The organism is Escherichia sp. E10V10, assembly GCF_004211985.1.
Lineage (GTDB): Bacteria > Pseudomonadota > Gammaproteobacteria > Enterobacterales > Enterobacteriaceae > Escherichia.
In genome coordinates, this window is sequence record NZ_RHJO01000014.1 from 13,537 (window position 1) to 36,981 (window position 23,445).

The window sequence follows — 23,445 nt, forward strand, 5'->3', positions numbered from 1 at the left end:
TTTTATAATCACTTAATCGCGCATAAAAAACGGCTAAATTCTTGTGTAAACGATTCCACTAATTTATTCCATGTCACACTTTTCGCATCTTTGTTATGCTATGGTTATTTCATACCATAAGCCTAATGGAGCGAATTATGAGAGTTCTGGTTACCGGTGGTAGCGGTTACATTGGAAGTCATACCTGTGTGCAATTACTGCAAAACGGTCATGATGTCATCATTCTTGATAACCTCTGTAACAGTAAGCGCAGCGTACTGCCTGTTATCGAGCGTTTAGGCGGCAAACATCCAACGTTTGTTGAAGGCGATATCCGTAACGAAGCGTTGATGACCGAGATCCTGCACGATCACGCTATCGACACCGTGATCCACTTCGCCGGGTTAAAAGCCGTTGGCGAATCGGTACAAAAACCGCTGGAATATTACGACAACAACGTCAACGGTACTCTGCGTCTGATTAGCGCCATGCGCGCCGCTAACGTCAAAAACTTTATCTTCAGCTCCTCCGCCACCGTCTATGGCGATCAGCCCAAAATTCCTTACGTTGAAAGCTTCCCGACCGGCACGCCGCAAAGCCCTTACGGCAAAAGCAAACTGATGGTGGAACAGATCCTCACCGACCTGCAAAAAGCCCAGCCGGACTGGAGCATTGCCCTGCTGCGCTACTTCAACCCGGTTGGCGCGCATCCGTCGGGCGATATGGGCGAAGATCCGCAAGGCATTCCGAATAACCTGATGCCGTACATTGCCCAGGTTGCTGTAGGCCGTCGCGACTCGCTGGCAATTTTTGGTAACGATTATCCGACCGAAGATGGTACTGGCGTACGCGATTACATCCACGTAATGGATCTGGCGGACGGTCACGTCGTGGCGATGGAAAAACTGGCGAACAAGCCAGGCGTACACATCTACAACCTCGGCGCAGGCGTAGGCAGCAGCGTGCTGGACGTGGTTAATGCCTTCAGCAAAGCCTGCGGCAAACCGGTTAACTATCATTTTGCACCGCGTCGCGAGGGCGACCTTCCGGCCTACTGGGCGGACGCCAGTAAAGCCGATCGCGAACTGAACTGGCGCGTAACGCGCACACTCGATGAAATGGCGCAGGACACCTGGCACTGGCAGTCACGCCATCCACAGGGATATCCCGATTAAGGAACGACCATGACGCAATTTAATCCTGTTGATCATCCACATCGCCGCTACAACCCGCTCACCGGGCAATGGATTCTGGTTTCACCGCACCGCGCTAAGCGCCCCTGGCAGGGGGCGCAGGAAACGCCAGCCAAACAGGTGTTACCTGCGCACGATCCAGATTGCTTCCTCTGCGCAGGTAATGTGCGGGTGACTGGCGATAAAAACCCCGATTACACCGGGACTTACGTTTTTACCAATGACTTTGCGGCCCTGATGTCTGACACGCCAGATGCGCCAGAAAGCAACGATCCTTTGATGCGTTGCCAGAGCGCGCGCGGTACCAGCCGGGTGATCTGCTTTTCACCGGATCACAGTAAAACGTTGCCAGAACTGAGCGTTGCGGCATTGACGGAAATCGTCAAAACCTGGCAGGAGCAAACCGCAGAACTGGGGGAAACGTACCCATGGGTGCAGGTCTTTGAAAACAAAGGCGCGGCGATGGGCTGCTCTAACCCGCATCCGCACGGACAGATTTGGGCAAATAGCTTCCTGCCTAACGAAGCTGAGCGCGAAGACCGCCTGCAAAAAAAATATTTTGCCGAGCAGAAATCGCCAATGCTGGTGGATTATGTTCAGCGCGAGCTGGCAGACGGTAGCCGTACCGTTGTCGAAACCGAACACTGGTTAGCCGTCGTGCCTTACTGGGCTGCCTGGCCGTTCGAAACGCTACTGCTGCCCAAAGCCCACGTTTTACGGATCACCGATTTGACCGACGCCCAGCGCAGCGATTTGGCGCTGGCGTTGAAAAAGCTGACCAGTCGTTATGACAACCTCTTCCAGTGCTCCTTCCCCTACTCTATGGGCTGGCACGGTGCGCCATTTAATGGCGAAGAGAATCAACACTGGCAGCTGCACGCGCACTTTTATCCGCCTCTGCTGCGCTCCGCCACCGTACGTAAATTTATGGTTGGTTATGAAATGCTGGCAGAGACCCAGCGAGACCTGACCGCAGAACAGGCAGCAGAGCGTTTGCGCGCAGTCAGCGATATCCATTTTCGCGAATCCGGAGTGTAAGAAATGAGTCTGAAAGAAAAAACACAATCTCTGTTTGCCAACGCATTTGGCTACCCTGCCACTCACACCATTCAGGCGCCTGGCCGCGTGAATTTGATTGGTGAACACACCGACTACAACGACGGTTTCGTTCTACCCTGCGCGATTGATTATCAAACCGTCATTAGCTGCGCGCCACGCGATGACCGTAAAGTTCGCGTAATGGCAGCCGATTATGAAAATCAGCTCGACGAGTTTTCCCTCGATGCGCCCATTGTCGCGCATGAAAACTATCAATGGGCGAACTACGTTCGTGGCGTGGTGAAACATCTGCAACTGCGTAACAACAGCTTCGGCGGCGTGGACATGGTGATCAGCGGCAATGTGCCGCAGGGTGCCGGGTTAAGTTCTTCCGCCTCACTGGAAGTGGCGGTCGGAACCGTATTGCAGCAGCTTTATCATCTGCCGCTGGACGGCGCACAAATCGCGCTTAATGGTCAGGAAGCAGAAAACCAGTTTGTTGGCTGTAACTGCGGGATCATGGATCAGCTAATTTCCGCACTCGGCAAGAAAGATCATGCCTTGCTGATTGACTGCCGCTCACTGGGGACCAAAGCAGTTTCCATGCCGAAAGGCGTAGCTGTGGTCATCATCAACAGTAACTTCAAACGTACCCTGGTTGGCAGTGAGTACAATACTCGCCGTGAGCAGTGTGAAACCGGTGCGCGTTTCTTCCAGCAGCCAGCTCTGCGCGATGTCACCATTGAAGAGTTCAACGCTGTTGCACATGAACTGGACCCGATCGTCGCGAAACGCGTGCGTCATATCCTGACCGAAAACGCGCGTACCGTTGAAGCTGCCAGCGCGCTGGAGCAAGGCGACCTGAAACGTATGGGCGAGTTGATGGCAGAGTCTCATGCCTCTATGCGCGATGATTTCGAAATCACCGTGCCGCAAATTGACACTCTGGTCGAAATCGTAAAAGCTGTGATTGGCGACAAAGGTGGCGTACGCATGACCGGCGGCGGATTTGGCGGCTGTATCGTCGCGCTTATTCCGGAAGAGCTGGTGCCTGCCGTACAGCAAGCTGTCGCTGAACAATATGAAGCAAAAACAGGTATTAAAGAGACTTTTTACGTGTGTAAACCATCACAAGGAGCAGGACAGTGCTGAACGAAACTCCCGCACTGGCACCCGATGGTCAGCCGTACCGACTGTTAACTTTGCGTAACAACGCAGGGATGGTAGTCACGCTGATGGACTGGGGTGCGACTTTACTTTCCGCCCGTATTCCGCTTTCCGATGGCAGCGTCCGCGAGGCTCTGCTTGGCTGCGCCAGCCCGGAATGCTACCAGGATCAGGCCGCATTTCTTGGGGCCTCTATTGGTCGTTATGCCAACCGTATCGCCAATAGTCGTTATACCTTTGACGGTGAAACCGTGACGCTGTTACCAAGTCAGGGCGTCAACCAACTGCACGGCGGCCCGGAAGGGTTCGACAAACGCCGCTGGCAGATTGTGAACCAGAATGATCGTCAGGTGCTGTTTGCCCTGAGTTCAGATGATGGCGATCAGGGCTTCCCGGGTAATCTCGGCGCGACGGTGCAATATCGTCTGACCGACGATAACCGTATCTCTATTACTTATCGCGCCACAGTTGATAAACCTTGCCCGGTGAATATGACTAATCACGTCTATTTCAACCTCGACGGCGAGCAGTCTGACGTGCGCAATCACAAGTTGCAGATTCTGGCGGACGAATATCTGCCGGTTGATGAAGGCGGCATTCCCCACGACGGCCTGAAATCTGTCGCCGGAACGTCTTTTGATTTCCGCAGCGCCAAAATCATCGCCAGTGAGTTTCTTGCCGACGACGATCAGCGCAAAGTGAAAGGTTACGATCACGCGTTCTTGTTACAGGCCAAAGGCGATGGCAAGAAAGTGGCGGCGCATGTCTGGTCAGCAGATGAAAAATTGCAGCTGAAGGTCTACACCACCGCTCCGGCTCTGCAATTCTACTCCGGCAACTTCCTCGGCGGCACACCGTCGCGGGGAACCGAACCTTACGCCGACTGGCAAGGGCTGGCTCTGGAAAGCGAGTTTCTGCCGGACAGCCCGAACCACCCTGAATGGCCACAACCGGACTGCTTCCTGCGTCCTGGCGAAGAGTATTCCAGCCTGACGGAATATCAGTTTATTGCTGAGTAATGTTAAGCCCTCGTCATGAGGGCTTTCTCCTCATATTGTTCAAATCACCAGCAAATACCGACATATTTGCAACTCAATATTCACAACAACCTTACACTGCGACACTATTTTCGCTATGGTTATGCGTAAGCATTGCTGTTGCTTCGTCACGGCAATATAATGAGAATTATTATCATTAAAAAATGATTTGAGGAGTAAGTATATGGCTGTAACTAAGCTGGTTCTGGTTCGTCATGGCGAAAGTCAGTGGAACAAAGAAAACCGTTTCACCGGTTGGTACGACGTGGATCTGTCTGAGAAAGGCGTAAGCGAAGCAAAAGCAGCAGGTAAGCTGCTGAAAGAGGAAGGTTACAGCTTTGACTTTGCTTACACCTCTGTGCTGAAACGCGCTATCCATACCCTGTGGAATGTGCTGGACGAACTGGATCAGGCATGGCTGCCCGTTGAGAAATCCTGGAAACTGAACGAACGTCACTACGGTGCGTTGCAGGGTCTGAACAAAGCAGAAACCGCTGAAAAGTATGGCGACGAGCAGGTGAAACAATGGCGTCGTGGTTTTGCGGTGACTCCGCCGGAACTGACTAAAGATGATGAGCGTTATCCGGGTCACGATCCGCGTTACGCGAAACTGAGCGAGAAAGAGCTGCCGCTGACTGAAAGCCTGGCGCTGACCATTGACCGCGTGATCCCTTACTGGAATGAAACCATTCTGCCGCGTATGAAGAGCGGTGAGCGCGTAATCATCGCCGCACACGGTAACTCCCTGCGTGCACTGGTGAAATATCTCGATAACATGAGCGAAGAAGAGATTCTTGAGCTGAATATCCCGACTGGCGTGCCGCTGGTTTATGAGTTCGACGAGAACTTCAAACCGCTGAAACGTTATTATCTGGGTAATGCTGACGAGATCGCGGCGAAAGCAGCGGCCGTTGCTAACCAGGGTAAAGCGAAGTAAACGTCATTCGTTTAATAATGAGAAAGCCGACTGCAAGTGAGTCGGCTTTTTTGTTTGTCGTTGCTAACAATGGAGCACATTGCCTGATGCGACGCTGCGCGTCTTATCAGGCCTACGGTGACTCATCGGATACGCCACTCTGGCGGCGTATCCGATAATTAAACCTTACCCGCGACGCGCTTTTACTGCGTTCGCCAGTTGGCGTAACAGAGCATCGGTATCATCCCAGCCAATACAGGCATCGGTGATGCTCTTGCCATAAGCCAGCGGCTCGCCGCTCTCCAGACTCTGATTGCCTTCAACCAAATGACTTTCCACCATCACACCAATAATGGCTTTTTCGCCACCAGCAATCTGCTGGCAAACGTCAGCACAAACATCCATCTGCTTTTGGAATTGTTTGGACGAGTTGGCATGGCTGAAATCAATCATCACTTGTGCTGGCAGGCCTGCTTTGTTCAGCCCTTCTTTCACTTCAGCAACGTGCTTCGCGCTGTAGTTAGGCTCTTTACCGCCGCGCAGAATGATATGGCAATCGCCGTTACCGCTGGTATTCACAATCGCCGAATGCCCCCATTTCGTTACGGACAGGAAGCAGTGCGGCGCACCGGCAGCATTAATGGCATCGATAGCCACTTTAATCGTACCGTCGGTGCCATTTTTGAAACCTACCGGACAAGAAAGCCCTGATGCCAGTTCGCGGTGCACCTGCGATTCGGTGGTACGTGCGCCAATTGCGCCCCAGCTCATCAGGTCAGCGAGATATTGTGGGGTGATCATGTCGAGAAACTCACCCGCCGCTGGCAGACCGCTGTCGTTAATATCAAGCAGCAATTTACGGGCAATACGCAGACCGTCGTTGATCTGGAAGCTGTTATCCATATGCGGATCGTTAATCAGCCCTTTCCAGCCCACCGTTGTACGCGGCTTTTCAAAATAGACGCGCATTACGATTTCCAGCTCATCTTTCAGCTCTTCACGCAGCGCCAGCAAGCGAGTGGCATACTCTTTTGCCGCGACAGGATCATGAATTGAGCATGGGCCAATCACAACCAACAGGCGATCATCATTACCTTTCAGGATCTTATGGATCGCTTTTCGGGCATGGGCAACCGTATTCGCGGCATTTTCAGTAGCGGGGAATTTTTCCAGCAATGCGACAGGAGGAAGTAACTCTTTGATTTCTTTGATGCGTAAATCGTCGTTCTGATAATTCATGTCTGTTCCAGTGTTGCCATACTTATCTTAGTGAATGCAATACTTCCAATCTATATCTTCCGTCAGAATGTGTAAACGGGGTTTTACACTATGAACGGATTAATCCTGGAATTAGCAAGAAAAACGCCAGATTGTCGCGAAAAACGAGATCTCTCCTACAATTTCTAACTGTAACTCCTTTGTTTGTTAATTATTTCAAGATTCTCTGCTGGATTTCTTTGCCTGGCTGAAATCTTAAACCATTGCCTGATATTCACCTGCAAATGCACTGTTGGAAGAGGTTATCCGACATAACGACCATAACAGGAGCATCCTATGAAAATGACAAAACTGGCCACACTATTTCTGACTGCCACTCTAAGCCTTGCCAGCGGTGCCGCACTGGCTGCCGATAGTGGAGCGCAAACCAATAACGGCCAGGCAAACGCCGCAGCTGATGCGGGCCAGGTTGCCCCGGACGCCCGTGAAAATGTCGCGCCAAATAACGTCGACAATAACGGGGTAAATACCAACTCGGGCGGGACTATGCTGCACCCGAATGGTTCATCCATGAACAATGACGGCATGACCAAAGACGAAGAGCACAAAAATACCATGTGCAAAGACGGTCGCTGCCCGGACATCAATAAAAAGGTACAAACCGGTGATGGCATCAATAATGATGTCGATACCAAAACCGACGGTACTACGCAGTAAGCCAGGATATATGGCTGATAATGGGAGAGCGGAGGCTCTCCTTTTTAATTTTTCCCTTCTAAAAGAAGTATGATGTCATAAAGTTAAGTGAGATAAATTAAGGGATGACTCGTCATGGCGCACTCACACTCACACACTTCCTCACACCTGCCAGAAGATAATAATGCTCGTCGCTTGTTGTATGCTTTCGGCGTAACTGCCGGGTTTATGCTGGTAGAAGTCATTGGCGGTTTTCTTTCCGGTTCTCTGGCATTGCTGGCTGATGCCGGACATATGTTGACCGATACTGCCGCCCTGCTTTTCGCCCTACTCGCCGTGCAATTTTCACGTCGTCCTCCCACCATTCGCCACACTTTCGGTTGGCTAAGATTGACCACGCTCGCGGCGTTTGTGAATGCCATCGCCCTGGTGGTGATTACGATTTTGATTGTCTGGGAGGCGATAGAACGTTTCCGCACGCCGCGTCCGGTTGAAGGCGGTATGATGATGGCGATTGCCGTGGCGGGATTGCTGGCAAATATACTTTCTTTCTGGCTACTTCATCACGGTAGTGAAGAGAAAAACCTCAACGTGCGAGCAGCGGCACTGCATGTGCTTGGGGACCTGCTGGGTTCCGTTGGCGCTATCGTCGCCGCGTTGATAATTATCTGGACCGGCTGGACACCTGCGGACCCCATTCTCTCGATACTCGTGTCGCTTCTGGTTCTACGCAGCGCGTGGCGATTATTGAAAGACAGCGTGAATGAATTACTTGAAGGTGCGCCCGTTTCGCTGGATATTGCTGAAATGAAACGCCGCATGTGCCGGGAAATCCCGGAAGTCCGCAATGTGCACCATGTACATGTGTGGATGGTGGGCGAAAAGCCAGTGATGACGCTGCATGTGCAGGTGATCCCGCCACACGATCACGATGCCTTGTTAGATCAGATCCAACACTATCTGATGGATCACTATCAGATTGAGCACGCCACCATCCAGATGGAATATCAACCTTGTCATGGGCCAGACTGCCACCTGAATGAAGGGGTGTCTGGCCATTCACATCATCACCATTAATGGGACAGCGCGCGTGAACCTCTTTCGCGTGCGCTGTTGATCCACATCCGGCTGCCGTTGAGGGCAATAAAGGTCAGGATCAGATACTCCAGCGACATGGCATAGACGCCCTGCAAGGCGAAAATCACCACGCTAATCACGTTAATGATGACCCACAATAACCAGTTTTCGACGTATTTACGCGTCATCAGGATCATTGCCACGATGGAGAGTACCATCATGCAGGAGTCCCAGAATGGGAAGGCGTCCGGTTGCAATTCTGGCATCACTACCTGCAAACCCAATGCTTGCATAATCGTGACTGCCACGCGGGTCAAAAATGCAAACACCGGATTGATAAATACCGTCATCAGACCAATCGAAACAACGCAAACCGCCAACCAGCTTAGCGCCTTCGGCAATGGCAACCAGCGAATTTTCAACTCAGTTTCATGTTGACTGGTTTGTCGCGACCAGGCATACCAGCCATAAATGTTAGCGGCAAAGAAAAACACCTGTAACAGCAGGCTGGCATACAGCTGAATCTGAAAGAAAATAATGCCAAACAGGGTAACGTTGATCAGGCCAAAAAAGTAGTTACTGATCTTCTCCAGACTGGCAAGGCCAATACACAGTAACCCGGCGATCGTCCCCACCGCTTCGATCCATGAGAGATCGTAACCGCCAGCACCGATCGGTATATGAACCAGAATGTTCTGTGTGCTAAAAAAATCCATCTTTCCCCCATGTGTAGCGTGACGCCTTATTGTCAGTTATCCACGTAGTGTAGCCGCAAAATCCAGCATGCGGTTGAGCGGCACCAGCGCCCTCTCTCGCAGATTTTCGTCAACATGAACCTCGTGATTGCTTCCTCCCTGTTCCAGCGCCTCTGCGATGGCCTGAAGGCCATTCATTGCCATCCACGGACAATGAGCGCAACTTCGACAGGTAGCGCCCTCGCCTGCGGTTGGCGCTTCCAGCAATTTTTTATCTGGCACTGCCTGCTGCATTTTGTAGAAAATGCCCCGGTCAGTCGCCACAATCAGTTGCTGATGCGGCAATGTTTTTGCAGCGTTAATCAACTGACTTGTGGAACCGACCGCATCGGCCATATCGACAATAGCTTGTGGTGACTCCGGATGAACCAGTATGGCAGCATCAGGGTGCTGTTTTTGTAAGCGGGTTAACGCCTGAGTCTTAAACTCGTCATGAACTATACAGGCACCTTGCCAGCATAAGATGTCTGCACCTGTCTGTTTTTGCACGTAACACCCCAGATGTTTGTCTGGTGCCCAGATAATTTTTTCACCCAAGCTATCCAGATGATCAATGAGTTCGACGGCAATGCTTGAAGTTACCACCCAATCTGCACGCGCTTTTACCGCAGCCGAAGTGTTGGCGTAGACAACGACAGTACGATCGGGATGGGCATCGCAAAATGCGTTGAATTCTTCAATCGGACATCCGAGATCCAGTGAACATTCAGCCTGAAGTGTTGGCATCAGAATTGTTTTTTCCGGGCTGAGAATTTTGGCAGTTTCCCCCATAAATCTCACCCCAGCAACTAACAGCGTAGAAGCGGGATGCTTAGCACCGAAGCGGGCCATTTCCAGAGAATCAGAGATACAGCCGCCGGTTTCTTCAGCCAACTGTTGAATTTCGGGATCGGTATAGTAGTGGGCGACCATCACCGCATTACGTTCTTTCAGCAGACGTTTTATTTTCTCGCGATAATACGCTTTTTCATCAATGCTTAACGGCGTTGGCTTCGGGGGGAAAGGATATATCGCCGTTTCAGGATCAAACATCACGCTCATTTGGCCATCTCGTTTTACAGGCTTAACGTTAAAACCGACATAAGCGTGATATTCGCTATTATCGGCGTAATTTGTTTTATATGCTAAACAAGATAGTCGAGTGGTGGGGAAAAGTCACTCGAATTACGTATGAGATGCCGAATGCCATACTTTGCGTCTTATTCCTCCGACGTAGAGTTGTTTACGCAGCAAGCGCGGAGTATGTCATCAGGGTCAAGAATTGAAATTGAGGGATGCCTGAATAGCAAAAAAGCGCCTTTAGGGCGCTTTTTTACATTGGTGGGTCGTGCAGGATTCGAACCTGCGACCAATTGATTAAAAGTCAACTGCTCTACCAACTGAGCTAACGACCCCTTGCGGGATTATGCTGCTTTAATCATTCAGGATGGTGGGTCGTGCAGGATTCGAACCTGCGACCAATTGATTAAAAGTCAACTGCTCTACCAACTGAGCTAACGACCCATATGGGTGTTACCTGAATGATTTTTACTCGAATCCAATCTTTAAGATTGGTGGGTCGTGCAGGATTCGAACCTGCGACCAATTGATTAAAAGTCAACTGCTCTACCAACTGAGCTAACGACCCGAGTGGTGGGTGATGACGGGATCGAACCGCCGACCCCCTCCTTGTAAGGGAGGTGCTCTCCCAGCTGAGCTAATCACCCGATACTGCGCTGGATACTACAAACTGCTTCCACCAAACACACCGCAATTAGTGGTGGGTCGTGCAGGATTCGAACCTGCGACCAATTGATTAAAAGTCAACTGCTCTACCAACTGAGCTAACGACCCGGTGGTGGGTGATGACGGGATCGAACCGCCGACCCCCTCCTTGTAAGGGAGGTGCTCTCCCAGCTGAGCTAATCACCCGATACTACGCTGGATACTACAACTAACTATGTTAGTGGTGGGTCGTGCAGGATTCGAACCTGCGACCAATTGATTAAAAGTCAACTGCTCTACCAACTGAGCTAACGACCCACTTTTTCGTTGCTTTCGGTTTGTTTGATATCCCGTGGCAACGGCGGCATATATTACTGATTTCAGACTTGAGCGCAACAAAAATTTCGATGTAGATCACTCAACTGCTTATGAATCGCACGACACGACCAGAAATAATGCGACTTCTGGTCGCGTGTTATGCATTACATGGCGTTCAGACGTTTTTGCGCCTGTTTAGCACCATCAGTACCAGGGTATTTACTGATAACCTGCTGGTACACGGCTTTTGCTTTCGCGGTGTCACCTTTGTCCTGCATGATGACGCCAACTTTAAACATCGCATCTGCAGCCTTCGGCGACTTCGGATAGTTTTTCACTACCGAAGCAAAATAGTACGCCGCATCATCTTTCTTACCCTTGTTGTAGTTTAACTGACCCAGCCAATAATTGGCGTTGGGCAGATAAGTTGAATCAGGATAATTTTTGATGAAATTCTGAAATGCCACCATCGCGTCATCCTGGCGGGATTTATCCTGTACCAGCGCAATAGCTGCATTGTAATCAGTGTTTGCATCGCCGCTTTTCACCGGCGCACCAGCATTCGCAGTACCTGCATCAGCTGTTGGCGTCGTTGCCGCCGCCCCGCTTTGATCGCCGCTGGCTGATTGTGCCGCTGCACCACCGCTGCTAAGGCTATCGATCTGCAACAAGATCTGCTTCTGCCGCTCCACGACCTGATTCAGTTGATACTGATTTTCCTGAATTTGACCACGCAGGGAATCAATATCGGACTGATTATCAGAGAGTTGTTGCTGGAGTTGGGTTAAAAGCTGGCTGTGAGCATTAGAAATACGCTCAAGTTGAGTGACGCGGTCTTCGACCGAGCCTGAGCCGACACTACTGATTGGTGCCTGAGCAAAAGCGGCCCAGGGGGCCGCTATACCAACCAGTAACGACAGACTCAATAGTTGATGTCTGAAGTTACTGCTCATGCAATTCTCTTAGTAAACCAGTACCGCACGACGGTTTTTGGAGTATGCCGCTTCGTCATGACCCAGTACTGCAGGTTTTTCTTTACCGTAAGAAACGATGGAGATCTGGTCTGCAGAAACGCCTTTACCCTGCAGGTACATCTTAACGGCGTTCGCACGACGTTCACCCAGGGAGATGTTGTATTCCGGAGTACCACGTTCGTCCGCGTGACCTTCTACGGTGACTTTGTAAGACGGGTTGCTACGCAGGAAGTTTGCGTGTGCATCCAGCATTTGAGCGAAGTCAGAACGGATATCGTATTTGTCCAGATCGAAGTAAACGATGTTGTTCTGCTGCAGCTGTTGCATTTGCAGACGAGCCTGCTCTTCGGAAGACATGTTGCCATTTCCGCCGTTCGCATCCATGCCAGTGCCGGCACCCAGCATGCCTTCGCTGCCGTCATTGCTGGCGTTCTTGTTGGAAGAACATGCCGCAATTGCCATAACAGGCAGAGCAATCATCAGCCCTTTCAGCACTTTGTTCAGTTGCATTTCAATGATTCCTTTACTATTCAATTAATTATTATCACAGATACGGCGACCAGGCAGGGAATTTGACCTGTCCATCAGTTGCCGGAAGACGCGCTTTGAAACGCCCATCTGTAGAAACCAAATTCAGCACGGATCCCATCCCCTGAGAAGAGCTGTAGATTACCATAGTGCCGTTAGGTGCCAGACTTGGCGTTTCATCCAGGAACGTTGAGGACAGAACTTGTACGCCTCCCGTTACCAGATCTTGTTTGGCAATGTGCTGCTGCCCACCATTGGAGCTAACCATTACCATAAATTTACCGTCGCTGCTGACATCCGCATCCTGGTTCTGCGAACCTTCCCAGGTAATACGTTGCGGCGCACCGCCATTGATATTCACTTTATAAACCTGCGGACGACCGGCCTGGTCAGAGGTGAAGGCCAGGTTTTGACTGTCCGGGAACCAGGTCGGTTCAGTGTTGTTGCTGCGACCATCTGTCACCTGACGGATTTGACCAGAGGCTAAATCCATTACGTACAGATTCAGGCTACCAGTTTTCGACAGCGCAAAAGCCAGTTTGCTGCCGTCTGGCGAGAAGGCAGGCGCACCGTTGTGACGCGGGAAGGAAGCAACCTGACGCACTGCACCGTTAGCCAGCGTCTGGATTACCAGCGCGGAACGACCGCTTTCGAAGGTAACATATGCCAGTTTAGAACCGTCCGGTGACCACGCCGGAGACATCAGCGGCTGCGGAGAACGGTGAACCACAAACTGGTTGTAGCCATCATAGTCAGACACGCGCAACTCATACGGGAACTGGCCACCATTGGTCTGAACAACATAGGCAATACGGGTACGGAACGCACCTTTAATGCCGGTCAGTTTTTCAAACACTTCATCACTGGCGGTATGGCCAGCGTAACGCAGCCATTGTTTGTTTACTTTGTATGAGTTCTGAGCAAGCACAGTACCCGGTGCACCGCCGGTATCAACCAGCTGATAAGCAACATTGTAAGAACCGTCCGGATTCGGAGTGACCTGACCTACAACGACAGCGTCAATGCCCAGCGCAGACCATGCAGCAGGTTGAACTTCCTGCGCGCTACCTGGCTGTTGAGGCAGACGAGCGCGATCTAACGGATTAAATTTACCGCTGTTACGCAAGTCAGCAGCAACGATGCCGCCAATATCTTCAGGTGCCGCACCTGGACCCGCCCACTGGAATGGAACGACACCAATAGGACGACCGGAATCTACACCACTGTCGATCACAATGCGGACTTCAGCATGCAGAACTGACGCCCACAGTATGAGAAAACCAAATGCTACTCGTAATGCCTGCTTCATCATATCTCCCTTATCTGGACAGATAGCCCACGATAATTTAGCAGAATGTTAACAAACTCAAATACACAAAACTACCAGAACCCTACGACAACCGATGTCTGATGTTGACCGCCGTGACGACCAACATCGCGATTACGGTTTGAAGTCCAATGGTGCGTTCTTGAACACTTCATATACTGCCTGGCTTGGTGGTTTCGGGATCTTCGCAAGTTTAGCTGCTGCCAACGCAGCCTGACAAAGAGCGGGATCGCCACCTTCAGGTTTGATATCCAGTAACATGCCATCTGGTGCCAGTTTTATGCGCAGCGTACAGGTTTTACCTGCATAGGACGATGCATCATAGAACTTACTTTCGATAGCAGATTTAATCTGCCCGGCATAGTTATTGATATCTGCGCCTGATGCGCCATTGTTTTTAGTATTACCACTCCCGGCAGGCGAAGCATTGTTCCCTTTCGCCCCTCCCCCCGTTTTCGGTGCATTCTTACCAGAGCTTAGCTCACCGAAAATATCATCTGCCTCCGCGGCAGCTTTTGCTGCAGCCGCTTTTTCAGCTGCTGCTTTTTCTGCTGCTGCTTTTGCCGCTGCGGCTTTTTTGTCTGCGGCGGCTTTTTCTGCAGCTGCTTTCTTATCAGCTGCTGCCTTTTCAGCAGCCGCTTTTTCTGCTGCTTTTTTGTCGGCTGCGGCTTTTTCAGCGGCGGCTTTCTTATCTGCAGCCGCCTTTTCAGCAGCCGCTTTCTGCTCAGCGTCTGCCTTCGCTTTTTCAGCAGCTTCAGTTGCCGCTTTCTTTCTTGCTTCAGCTGCAGCAGCTTCTGCCGCTTCCGCTTTCTTCTTCAGCGCCGCTGCAGCTTTGGCGGCTTCGGCCTCGGCTTTTTTCTGCGCTTCGGCTGCGGCTTTGGCGGCTTCTGCTTCTGCTTTTTTCTTCGCGTCCGCAGCCGCTTTCTTCGCTGCTTCTTCGGCAGCTTTGGCTTCCGCTTCAGCCTTCGCTTTAGCATCTGCCGCCGCTTTCGCTGCTGCCTCTTCCGCTTGCTTCTGCTTTAACTCGGCCTGTTTAGCGGCTTCTTCAGCCTGTTTCTTCTGTTCCTGAGCAGCTAACCGTTCTTTCTCAAGCTGCTTCAGGCGTTCCTGTTCAGCCGCTTGTTTCTCACGCAGTTCTTCAGCAGCCTGCTGTTCCTTCATCTTGCGCTGCTCTTCAGAACGCTTCGCGCTTGATTCCTGGCTTTGCATGCGTTTGTACTGCTCAACTACCGCACCTGAATCAACCATTACAGCGTCGATGGACGAACCACCGCCGCCTCCGGCTGAAGCTTCTATATTCTCATCGAACGAACTCCAGATCAGCACTGCAAATAAGATGACATGCAGCACTGCTGAAATAATTATCGCCCGTTTGAGCTTGTCGTTTTGTTCGGTTGCCTTTGACACTCTCGGTTCCCAAAAACTGTTCGCCTGTTACCCGCTCTCTTAAAGCAAGGGAAACGCAGATGCTTAAATAGGCTGCGTCATTAAACCAACCGATTTCACACCCGCACTGTGTAACAAGTTCAGCGCTTTAATTATTTCATCGTAAGGCACATCTTTTGCGCCACCGATCAGAAAGACCGTTTTCGGGTTGGCATTGAAACGGCTGGATACTTCCGCCACCACCTGCTCTGGTGGTAAACGCTCCAGACGCTCTTTCTCAACCACCACGGTGTACTGACCAATACCAGACACTTCAACAATCACAGGCGGATTATCGTTACTGCTCACCGCCTGTGATTCAGTAGCGTCTGGCAGATCGACCTCCACGCTCTGGGTGATGATGGGCGCTGTCGCCATAAAGATCAGCAACAGCACCAGCAGTACGTCCAGCAACGGTACAATGTTGATTTCGGACTTGAGATCGCGACGACCTCGTCCACGCGCTCTGGCCATGGCTTACCCCTTGTTGCTCTCGCTAACGGTAAACGCCTGGCGGTGCAGAATCGCGGTAAACTCTTCCATAAAGTTGTCGTAATTCAGTTCCAGTTTGTTTACGCGCTGGTTGAGGCGGTTGTAGGCCATAACCGCCGGAATAGCGGCGAACAGACCGATTGCTGTAGCAATCAACGCTTCTGCGATACCGGGCGCAACCATTTGCAATGTTGCCTGCTTCACCGCGCCGAGAGCGATAAAGGCATGCATGATCCCCCAGACTGTACCGAACAGACCGATATACGGGCTGATGGAACCCACAGTGCCGAGAAACGGAATGTGCGTTTCCAGATTTTCCAGCTCACGGTTCATGGAAATACGCATCGCGCGCGACGCGCCTTCCACTACGGCTTCCGGTGCATGGCTGTTAGCACGATGCAGGCGCACAAATTCTTTGAACCCACTGTAAAAGATTTGTTCCGACCCCGAGAGATTATCTCGTTTTCCCTGGCTCTCCTGATAGAGGCGAGAAAGTTCGATTCCAGACCAGAATTTATCCTCAAACGCTTCGGCTTCGCGAGCCGCGGCGTTAAGAATACGGGTCCGCTGGATAATAATGGCCCAGGATGCGATTGAAAAACCAATCAAAATCAACATGATAAGTTTAACCAGAAGGCTCGCCTTCAGGAACAAATCAAGGATATTCATGTCAGTCACTGCTTAAACTCCGCGACAATAGACTTGGGAAGCGCACGAGGCTTCATTTTGAGTGGGTCAACGCAAACAATCAGAACCTCGGCTTCATTCAGCAGAGTATTCTCAGCGTTGACAATACGTTGCGTGAAAACCAAAGAGGTGCCACGCATTGATGTTATTTCAGTCTGTATTTCGAGCATATCGTCGAGCCGCGCAGGTGCGTAATATTCCACCGTCATCTTACGCACCACGAAGGCAACGCGTTCAGCCATCAGCGCCTGTTGACTGAAGTGATGATGACGCAGCATCTCTGTGCGTGCTCTTTCATAAAAAGCGATGTAACTGGCGTGGTACACCACACCACCGGCATCGGTATCTTCATAGTAGACGCGAACCGGCCATCGAAACAGCGTTGTATTCACTTTACATCCCGGTAATGCAACAAAAATTAGAACTTTTAAACGCTGCTACTATACGCGCGCGATTGAGGTTTGGGAATGAGGGCAAGTTAAGGGAGCGTAAAAATTTATAGACTGTTGAAGGTCCATAAATTTTTAAAGAGAATTCTGATTTAAAAGAAGAAGAAAATCAGCCCGACAATGAGAACGATATCGGCAAGCAGTGGGCAAAAAATCCCTTGCCAAAGAACCTTCTGCGGACGAAAACCCACGCCGTGAATTACGCCAGCACAGACGGCCCACATCAGCAATAAACCATGCCAGATTTCCAGTTCACTGGTCTTCGCGGCAAAACGTGATGGGTCCCAAAACATACATCCTGCTAACAGAAGCGCCATCACGAAGGAAAGCGCCCGCAGGGGGCGCTTGTCCATTACCGCATACAAAGTTGCGATAACCTTACTCATCAGCTGTCTTCTTGACCGGCTTTACCTGATTCGACGTGCTCAAGCGCCAGCGCGGTGATTACCCCAAACGAACAGGCAAGAAGCGTTCCCAAAATCCATGCGAAATACCACATTTTTAGCTCCTTACTTAGTACAGAGAGTGGGTGTTACGTTCAATATCTTCTTTGGTGATACGTCCGAACATTTTCCAGTAACACCAGGTGGTGTAGAGCAGAATGATCGGAACCAGAACCACCGCAACCCAGGTCATGACGTTAAGCGTCAGCTGGCTGGAAGTTGCATCCCACATTGTCAGACTTGCGTTCATCATGGTGCTGGACGGCATCACAAACGGGAACATTGCAATACCGGCAGTCAGGATGATGCAGGCCAGCGTCAGGGAGGAGAACACAAACGCCCACGCGGCTTTATCCATACGTGCAGTCAGGATGGTCAGCAGTGGCAGAACCACACCCAGCGCCGGAATAGCCCACAGAATCGGCGTGTTGTTGAAGTTCACCAACCATGCGCCAGCTTCACGAACCACTTCTTTATTCAGCGGGTTAGAGGCCGCGTAATGGTCCATTGTCGATTTCACGACATAACCATCGATACCATACATCACCCATACACCCGCCAGTGCGAAGCAGACCAGTGTCACCAGTGCCGCCACCTGAGCCGTTGCACGGGTACGCAGGTGCAGCTCGCCCACGGTACGCATTTGCAGGTAGGTCGCGCCCTGAGTAATGATCATCCCTACGCTCACCACACCTGCCAGCAGGCCGAACGGGTTAAGCAGCTGGAAGAAGTTACCGGTGTAGTACAGACGCAGATATTCATCAACGTTGAACGGTACGCCCTGCAACAGGTTACCGAACGCTACACCAATCACCAGCGGCGGAACGAAGCTACCAATGAAGATGCCCCAGTCCCACATGTTACGCCAGCGGGTTTCTTCAATCTTGGAGCGGTAATCAAAACCGACCGGACGGAAGAACAAAGACGCCAGCACGAGGATCATCGCCACATAGAAGCCAGAAAACGCAGCGGCATAGACCATCGGCCAGGCAGCAAACAGTGCGCCGCCTGCGGTGATCAGCCATACCTGGTTACCGTCCCAGTGTGGTGCGATGGAGTTAATCATAATTCGACGCTCGGTGTCGTTACGACCGAGGAAACGGGTGAGCATGCCCACCCCCATGTCGAAACCGTCAGTGACTGCAAAACCAATCAGCAGAATGCCAACCAGCAGCCACCAGATAAAACGCAATACTTCATAATCGATCATTTGACGACTCCTGTCTTAGCGTGCCGGCTGAGTAGTCGTGGAGGACTGCTCAAAGTGATAGCGACCGGTTTTCAGGCTGCTTGGGCCGAGGCGTGCAAACTTGAACATTAAGAACAATTCTGCCACCAGGAACAGGGTATACAGGCCGCAAATCAGCACCATCGAGAAGATGAGATCGCCTGCGGTCAGTGACGAGTTCGCCACAGCTGTCGGCAGCACTTCACCGATAGCCCACGGTTGGCGGCCATATTCAGCCACGAACCAGCCCGCTTCTACAGCAATCCACGGCAGCGGAATACCGTACAGCGCGGCGCGCAGCAGCCATTTTTTCTCGCCAATGCGGTTGCGGATGACACTCCAGAAGGAGAGCGCGATGATTGCCAGCAGCAGGAAGCCACACGCCACCATGATACGGAACGCGAAGTACAGCGGCGCTACACGCGGAATGGAGTCTTTGGTTGCCTGTTGAATCTGAGCTTCAGTCGCATCAGCCACGTTCGGCGTATAGCGTTTCAGCAGCAGACCGTAACCGAGGTCTTTCTTCATGCTATTGAACTGGTCACGAACCGCCTGGTCGGTAGAACCAGAACGCAGTTGTTCGAGCAGAGAGTACGCTTTCATCCCGTTACGGATGCGTTCTTCATGCTGAACCATCAGCTCTTTCAGGCCGATCACTGGCGTATCCACGGAACGCGTTGCAATGATGCCCAGCGCGTAAGGGATCTGGATCGCAAATTTGTTCGTCTGCTCATCCTGATCAGGAATACCGAACAGAGTAAAGGCAGCAGGCGCAGGTTGCGTTTCCCACTCGGCTTCAATTGCAGCCAGTTTGGTTTTCTGCACGTCGCCCATTTCGTAACCGGATTCATCACCCAGAACAATAACAGACAGAACGGCAGCCATACCGAAGCTTGCAGCGATAGCAAAGGAGCGTTTAGCGAAGGCGAAGTCACGGCCTTTCAGCATATACCATGCGCTGATACCGAGGATGAACATCGCGCCAGTCACATAACCAGAGGCTACAGTGTGAACGAATTTCACCTGAGCAACCGGGTTAAGCACCAGTTCGGAGAAGCTCACCATCTCCATACGCATGGTTTCGAAATTGAAATCGGACGCGATTGGGTTTTGCATCCAGCCGTTCGCAACCAGAATCCACAGTGCGGACAGGTTTGAACCGAGCGCCACCAGCCAGGTGACACACATATGCTGAACTTTACCCAGACGATCCCAACCGAAGAAGAACAGACCTACAAAGGTGGATTCGAGGAAGAAGGCCATCAGACCTTCGATTGCCAGCGGAGCACCGAAGATATCCCCTACATAGTGGGAATAGTAAGACCAGTTAGTCCCGAACTGGAACTCCATGGTCAGACCGGTTGCCACACCCAGAGCAAAGTTGATACCAAACAACTTGCCCCAGAACTTGGTCATATCTTTATAAATCTGTTTGCCGGAAAGGACGTAGACCGTTTCCATAATGGCCAGCAGGAACGCCATACCGAGCGTCAGCGGCACAAAAAGGAAGTGGTACATCGCGGTCAAGGCAAACTGTAAGCGCGACAGTTCGACTATATCTAACATCATGACTCCTTGCTCATCGCATGAAGACTCCGAGAGTGAACCCCGTTAGAAAGGGTCACACGCATGCCCCAATACAAAATTATTTGCTCGCCCCTATCGTTGCCATTTCATCAAAAGAGGAAAGACAATGATAAAAAAGTTACAAATATGTTAATGAATAAACCAAATTGATCCCGTAATTATATTACGCCGCAAAATCCTTACAATAAACAGGTTTTTATTGAGCAAATTTGCATTTTTCGACAGTGATCAATTTATAGCGAAATTGTCACCATCCCACCAATTTGATCTACGACAATTTATCGCGTTTTGCAGATTTTTTTCAAGAATTAAAAATTGATTTATATCAAAATCAATCAGATATGTTAACCATGTATAATATATAGATCATTAGTAATTTTATTGTTAATTTATTGTAACCAAGTAGCACAGTAAAATTACCACTATGGAAATGCATAGATAAAAAACCAGTATTTTATTTAACAGAACCGCCTTACCCACTTTTTATAAGACTAATTGAGTAGATTAGCCAATTTGTTGTCATTTTACATAACATATTTTTATCAAAGTTAATTGATTGTTGTCTTTATGAGCACCCATCTTTACCCCGGAATGTTATTGTTGCTTTGCTAATAATCACGTTGAAGGATGGATTTGTAGAATGCAGGAGGAGGGGAAAGAGAGCTTTTAAGCTAAATTGCATCTGATATAAGTATTTTTCCCCTTTTTATATTCAATGAACGGCTCAGTGAGCCAACATCAAACAACATGAGATTCAATAACTAAGTTTATCCTGCGTTGGTATATGTAAATTATCTTTATTACCCCAGCAGCAAGACGAGACAATGAAGCGGTATTATATCTGGACGTTATTGAACACCCGCCCACTCTAAGTAATACGTTCCACTGCTCAAGAATAATCATTTGAGTAGAAGTGATTAATTAGGTCCAATGAATAGTACAACCCCAAATGAGTTATTAACCATTTGTTACTTTAAACATTACCGTTACAATTTCATGTTAAGACGGCAGTAAATTGCATTAATAATGCGCACAAAACTTTATGAACTACTTTTATAACCAGCCCCTCTTAAAAAAAATGCAAATCAGATGTTGATCACAAATATATCAATACATTAAATCAATATAATTTGAAAAATTAAAATCAATAACAACCATATACGTAACCTATTGAAATAAACGTCATATTTAAACTAACCACATAAACAAGCATTTTTCGAAAGATATTTTGAAAATAGATCAATTGCAACCTGACGACAGGACACAGACACTCCAGTGTTATTAATCATGTGCCACAGAAACGGCCATAAATACGACGTGTGTAACTTATTTTACTCTCTGTCTTACAAAGGATTACCCATGAAGAAAGCAACACTAGTGCTTGGCGTTATTGGTGCCGACTGCCATGCAGTTGGCAATAAAGTTCTGGATCGCGTTTTTACTTCTCATGACTTCAGAGTCATAAACCTGGGCGTAATGGTCAGCCAGGATGAATATATTGATGCTGCCATTGAAACTGGCGCTGACGCGATAGTGGTTTCCTCTATCTATGGGCATGGGGATATCGACTGTCTGGGTATGCGTGAACGCTGCATCGAACGTGGGCTGGGCGACATTCTGCTCTATGTAGGCGGTAACCTGGTGGTGGGTAAACATGACTTCGCTGACGTGCAAATCAAATTCAAAGAGATGGGTTTTGACCGCGTCTTCGCCCCCAGCCATGACTTAGAAGATGTCTGCCAGCTGATGTCCAACGATATCAACCAGCGTCATGGTGTTGAAACACGTATTTTCGAAGAGGCCATCTGATGCAAATCGTCTCTGTCGATATTGGATCGACGTGGACCAAAGCTGCCCTCTTTACCCGGGAGGGGGACGCGTTAACGCTGGTTAACCACGTTCTGACCCCAACCACCACGCATCATCTGGCCGATGGTTTTTTCTCAAGCCTGAATCAGGTGTTAAACATCGATAACGCCCTCCCCCTGTTAAAAAACGGCGAAGTCGCATTGAAGTACTCCTCTTCAGCCAAAGGTGGACTGGCGGTTGCCGCAATGGGATTAGTGCCTTCTATTACCCTGGAATCCGCAAAAGTAACCGCTCACTCTGCTGGCGCTAAAATAGCGCAGCATTACTCCTACAAGTTGAACCGCCGTGATATTCAGGCGCTGGAAGAGTCACCACCCGATATCCTCTTGTTCACGGGCGGCACCGACGGCGGAGAAGAGAGTTACGGGCTAAATAACGCCCGTGTGCTGGCGGAATCAAAACTCGAGTGCGCCATTATTTATGCCGGAAACAGGGACATTCAGGACAATATACAAGACATCCTCGGGCATAAAGATCTGACTATCGTCGATAACGTCCTGCCTGACCTTGAAAATCCCTCCCCTTTCGCCGCGCGACAGGCCATCTGCGACATTTTCCTCAAACGCATTGTTAAAGGAAAAGGGCTGGATGTCATTGTTGATGAAACGGGCGAAGAGCCGATGCCAACGCCGTGGACGGTTTTTGAACTGGTTAAGGCAATCAGTAATGTCGATAGCAGTTGGAAAGAGTTCATGCTGATCGACATGGGCGGCGCAACCACCGATATGTATTCTACCTGTGCCAATAATCTCTCACCCGACACAGTTTTACACGGCGTACCGGAACCCTTCGTAAAACGGACCGTTGAAGGCGATCTGGGAATGCGCGTCTCAGCAATGGTGGTTGGTGAAAGTGCAAAAGACTTAGTTAATGTGATCTTTTCTCAGCACCCCACGCAGCAGGACGCTTTTTATCATTATCTCCGTCATTTGGTTGCACATCCCGACCATTTACCCACTAACGCAGAAGAAAAATATTTCGATACTGTGCTGGCCGGGCTGTGTGTAGGTTACGCCACTGAACGTCATGCCGGCACCAAAAAAGAGGTCTGCACCTGCGTCGGCAATGTCGATTTACAGATGGGACGCGACCTGACCACCGTGCGCAAAGTCGTTGGTTCCGGTGGATGGCTGTCGCGCGCGAGCCAGTTTGATATTCATCGTTGGTTGAAATACCGCGAGTTAAACGACGACGGCAAACGCATTCTCTTACCGACCGAATTTGAATATTACCGCGATTCACGGGGGCTATTTCCACTGCTGGCAAACGTCGCCAGAGTCGATCCGCAGGCCGCCGCGCGTACCAGTATTCAATGCTTAACCCTATAACAATTAAGGT

23 protein-coding genes and 7 tRNA genes are annotated in these 23,445 nt (G+C 50.2%); 9 read left to right on the forward strand and 21 right to left on the reverse strand.

Translation table 11 applies throughout. From position 1 onward, the window contains the following. The first annotated feature begins 137 nt into the window (after positions 1-137). From galE to gpmA, 5 genes are all read left to right on the forward strand, one after another. Positions 138-1,154 (forward strand): UDP-glucose 4-epimerase GalE, encoded by a 1,017-nt coding sequence (gene galE / locus D9736_RS15530; protein WP_001265443.1) that lies wholly within the window; start codon positions 138-140, stop codon positions 1,152-1,154. A 9-nt stretch (positions 1,155-1,163) separates the two neighbouring features. Next, positions 1,164-2,210 (forward strand): galactose-1-phosphate uridylyltransferase, encoded by a 1,047-nt coding sequence (gene galT / locus D9736_RS15535; protein WP_130258667.1) that lies wholly within the window; start codon positions 1,164-1,166, stop codon positions 2,208-2,210. A 3-nt stretch (positions 2,211-2,213) separates the two neighbouring features. Then, positions 2,214-3,362 carry a galactokinase gene (gene galK, locus D9736_RS15540; RefSeq protein WP_000053415.1) on the forward strand — a complete coding sequence of 383 codons (1,149 nt, stop codon included), beginning with the start codon at positions 2,214-2,216 and terminating at the stop codon, positions 3,360-3,362. Further along, positions 3,356-4,396, forward strand: coding sequence for a galactose-1-epimerase (gene galM / locus D9736_RS15545; RefSeq protein WP_059321515.1), 1,041 nt, complete (start codon positions 3,356-3,358; stop codon positions 4,394-4,396). The genes galK and galM overlap by 7 nt, the downstream gene beginning before the upstream one ends. 202 nt (positions 4,397-4,598) lie before the next feature. Continuing rightward, entirely contained in the window at positions 4,599-5,351 is a 753-nt protein-coding gene (gpmA, locus tag D9736_RS15550; protein ID WP_001295305.1) for a 2,3-diphosphoglycerate-dependent phosphoglycerate mutase, read from the forward strand. A 165-nt stretch (positions 5,352-5,516) separates the two neighbouring features. Here the strand turns inward: gpmA and aroG are convergent, their stop codons facing one another. Beyond that, positions 5,517-6,569 carry a 3-deoxy-7-phosphoheptulonate synthase AroG gene (aroG, locus tag D9736_RS15555; RefSeq protein WP_130258668.1) on the reverse strand — a complete coding sequence of 351 codons (1,053 nt, stop codon included), beginning with the start codon at positions 6,567-6,569 and terminating at the stop codon, positions 5,517-5,519. Between the two features lie 315 nt (positions 6,570-6,884). On the opposite strand from aroG, the gene D9736_RS15560 reads away from it, so the two are divergent. Both D9736_RS15560 and zitB read left to right on the forward strand, forming a co-directional pair. Continuing rightward, a complete protein-coding gene (locus tag D9736_RS15560; RefSeq protein WP_064530615.1) occupies positions 6,885-7,265 on the forward strand; it encodes a YbgS-like family protein in 381 nt (126 codons plus the stop codon). A 114-nt stretch (positions 7,266-7,379) separates the two neighbouring features. Beyond that, complete coding sequence (zitB, locus tag D9736_RS15565; protein ID WP_130258669.1) at positions 7,380-8,321, forward strand: CDF family zinc transporter ZitB; 942 nt, start codon at positions 7,380-7,382, stop codon at positions 8,319-8,321. On the opposite strand, the gene pnuC is transcribed toward zitB, so the two are convergent. The 20 genes from pnuC to cydA all read right to left on the reverse strand — a co-directional run bounded on the left by pnuC (position 8,318) and on the right by cydA (position 20,217). Next, positions 8,318-9,037 carry a nicotinamide riboside transporter PnuC gene (pnuC, locus tag D9736_RS15570; protein WP_130214942.1) on the reverse strand — a complete coding sequence of 240 codons (720 nt, stop codon included), beginning with the start codon at positions 9,035-9,037 and terminating at the stop codon, positions 8,318-8,320. The two genes, zitB and pnuC, sit on opposite strands and share 4 nt — an antisense overlap. 36 nt (positions 9,038-9,073) lie before the next feature. After that, positions 9,074-10,117 carry a quinolinate synthase NadA gene (gene nadA, locus D9736_RS15575; protein WP_130258670.1) on the reverse strand — a complete coding sequence of 348 codons (1,044 nt, stop codon included), beginning with the start codon at positions 10,115-10,117 and terminating at the stop codon, positions 9,074-9,076. Between the two features lie 277 nt (positions 10,118-10,394). Further along, a tRNA-Lys gene (locus tag D9736_RS15580) sits at positions 10,395-10,470 on the reverse strand. A gap of 33 nt (positions 10,471-10,503) precedes the next feature. Further along, positions 10,504-10,579, reverse strand: a tRNA-Lys gene (locus D9736_RS15585). A gap of 48 nt (positions 10,580-10,627) precedes the next feature. Further along, a tRNA-Lys gene (locus tag D9736_RS15590) sits at positions 10,628-10,703 on the reverse strand. Positions 10,704-10,706: 3 nt separating this feature from the next. After that, a tRNA-Val gene (locus D9736_RS15595) sits at positions 10,707-10,782 on the reverse strand. Between the two features lie 51 nt (positions 10,783-10,833). Next, positions 10,834-10,909 (reverse strand) — tRNA-Lys (locus tag D9736_RS15600). 2 nt (positions 10,910-10,911) lie between these two features. Continuing rightward, a tRNA-Val gene (locus D9736_RS15605) sits at positions 10,912-10,987 on the reverse strand. A gap of 35 nt (positions 10,988-11,022) precedes the next feature. After that, a tRNA-Lys gene (locus D9736_RS15610) sits at positions 11,023-11,098 on the reverse strand. A gap of 164 nt (positions 11,099-11,262) precedes the next feature. Then, the gene (gene cpoB / locus D9736_RS15615; protein ID WP_130258671.1) at positions 11,263-12,051 is read right to left on the reverse strand and encodes a cell division protein CpoB; all 789 of its coding nucleotides are present in this window, start codon (positions 12,049-12,051) and stop codon (positions 11,263-11,265) included. 9 nt (positions 12,052-12,060) lie between these two features. Then, positions 12,061-12,582 (reverse strand): peptidoglycan-associated lipoprotein Pal, encoded by a 522-nt coding sequence (gene pal, locus D9736_RS15620; protein ID WP_001295306.1) that lies wholly within the window; start codon positions 12,580-12,582, stop codon positions 12,061-12,063. Positions 12,583-12,616: 34 nt separating this feature from the next. Beyond that, a complete protein-coding gene (gene tolB / locus D9736_RS15625) occupies positions 12,617-13,909 on the reverse strand; it encodes a Tol-Pal system beta propeller repeat protein TolB (protein ID WP_010352214.1) in 1,293 nt (430 codons plus the stop codon). Between the two features lie 132 nt (positions 13,910-14,041). Next, a complete protein-coding gene (gene tolA, locus D9736_RS15630; RefSeq protein ID WP_130214948.1) occupies positions 14,042-15,334 on the reverse strand; it encodes a cell envelope integrity protein TolA in 1,293 nt (430 codons plus the stop codon). 63 nt (positions 15,335-15,397) lie between these two features. Then, positions 15,398-15,826 (reverse strand): colicin uptake protein TolR, encoded by a 429-nt coding sequence (gene tolR / locus D9736_RS15635; RefSeq protein WP_130214950.1) that lies wholly within the window; start codon positions 15,824-15,826, stop codon positions 15,398-15,400. Between the two features lie 3 nt (positions 15,827-15,829). Continuing rightward, positions 15,830-16,522, reverse strand: coding sequence for a Tol-Pal system protein TolQ (tolQ, locus tag D9736_RS15640; protein WP_000131310.1), 693 nt, complete (start codon positions 16,520-16,522; stop codon positions 15,830-15,832). Beyond that, entirely contained in the window at positions 16,519-16,923 is a 405-nt protein-coding gene (gene ybgC, locus D9736_RS15645; protein WP_001098372.1) for a tol-pal system-associated acyl-CoA thioesterase, read from the reverse strand. The genes tolQ and ybgC overlap by 4 nt, the downstream gene beginning before the upstream one ends. A 149-nt stretch (positions 16,924-17,072) precedes the next feature. Beyond that, on the reverse strand, positions 17,073-17,366 hold the full coding sequence (ybgE, locus tag D9736_RS15650; protein ID WP_063096546.1) for a cyd operon protein YbgE: 294 nt from the start codon (positions 17,364-17,366) through the stop codon (positions 17,073-17,075). Next, the gene (gene cydX, locus D9736_RS15655) at positions 17,366-17,479 is read right to left on the reverse strand and encodes a cytochrome bd-I oxidase subunit CydX (protein ID WP_000270283.1); all 114 of its coding nucleotides are present in this window, start codon (positions 17,477-17,479) and stop codon (positions 17,366-17,368) included. Before cydX ends, ybgE begins: the two co-directional genes overlap by 1 nt. A gap of 14 nt (positions 17,480-17,493) precedes the next feature. Then, a complete protein-coding gene (cydB, locus tag D9736_RS15660) occupies positions 17,494-18,633 on the reverse strand; it encodes a cytochrome d ubiquinol oxidase subunit II (RefSeq protein WP_130222229.1) in 1,140 nt (379 codons plus the stop codon). Positions 18,634-18,648: 15 nt separating this feature from the next. Beyond that, complete coding sequence (gene cydA / locus D9736_RS15665; protein WP_010331061.1) at positions 18,649-20,217, reverse strand: cytochrome ubiquinol oxidase subunit I; 1,569 nt, start codon at positions 20,215-20,217, stop codon at positions 18,649-18,651. A gap of 1,380 nt (positions 20,218-21,597) precedes the next feature. On the opposite strand from cydA, the gene glmS reads away from it, so the two are divergent. Both glmS and glmL read left to right on the forward strand, forming a co-directional pair. Further along, on the forward strand, positions 21,598-22,047 hold the full coding sequence (gene glmS, locus D9736_RS15670; protein ID WP_130222230.1) for a methylaspartate mutase subunit S: 450 nt from the start codon (positions 21,598-21,600) through the stop codon (positions 22,045-22,047). After that, entirely contained in the window at positions 22,047-23,435 is a 1,389-nt protein-coding gene (gene glmL, locus D9736_RS15675; protein ID WP_130258672.1) for a methylaspartate mutase accessory protein GlmL, read from the forward strand. Before glmS ends, glmL begins: the two co-directional genes overlap by 1 nt. Positions 23,436-23,445 lie beyond the last annotated feature (10 nt).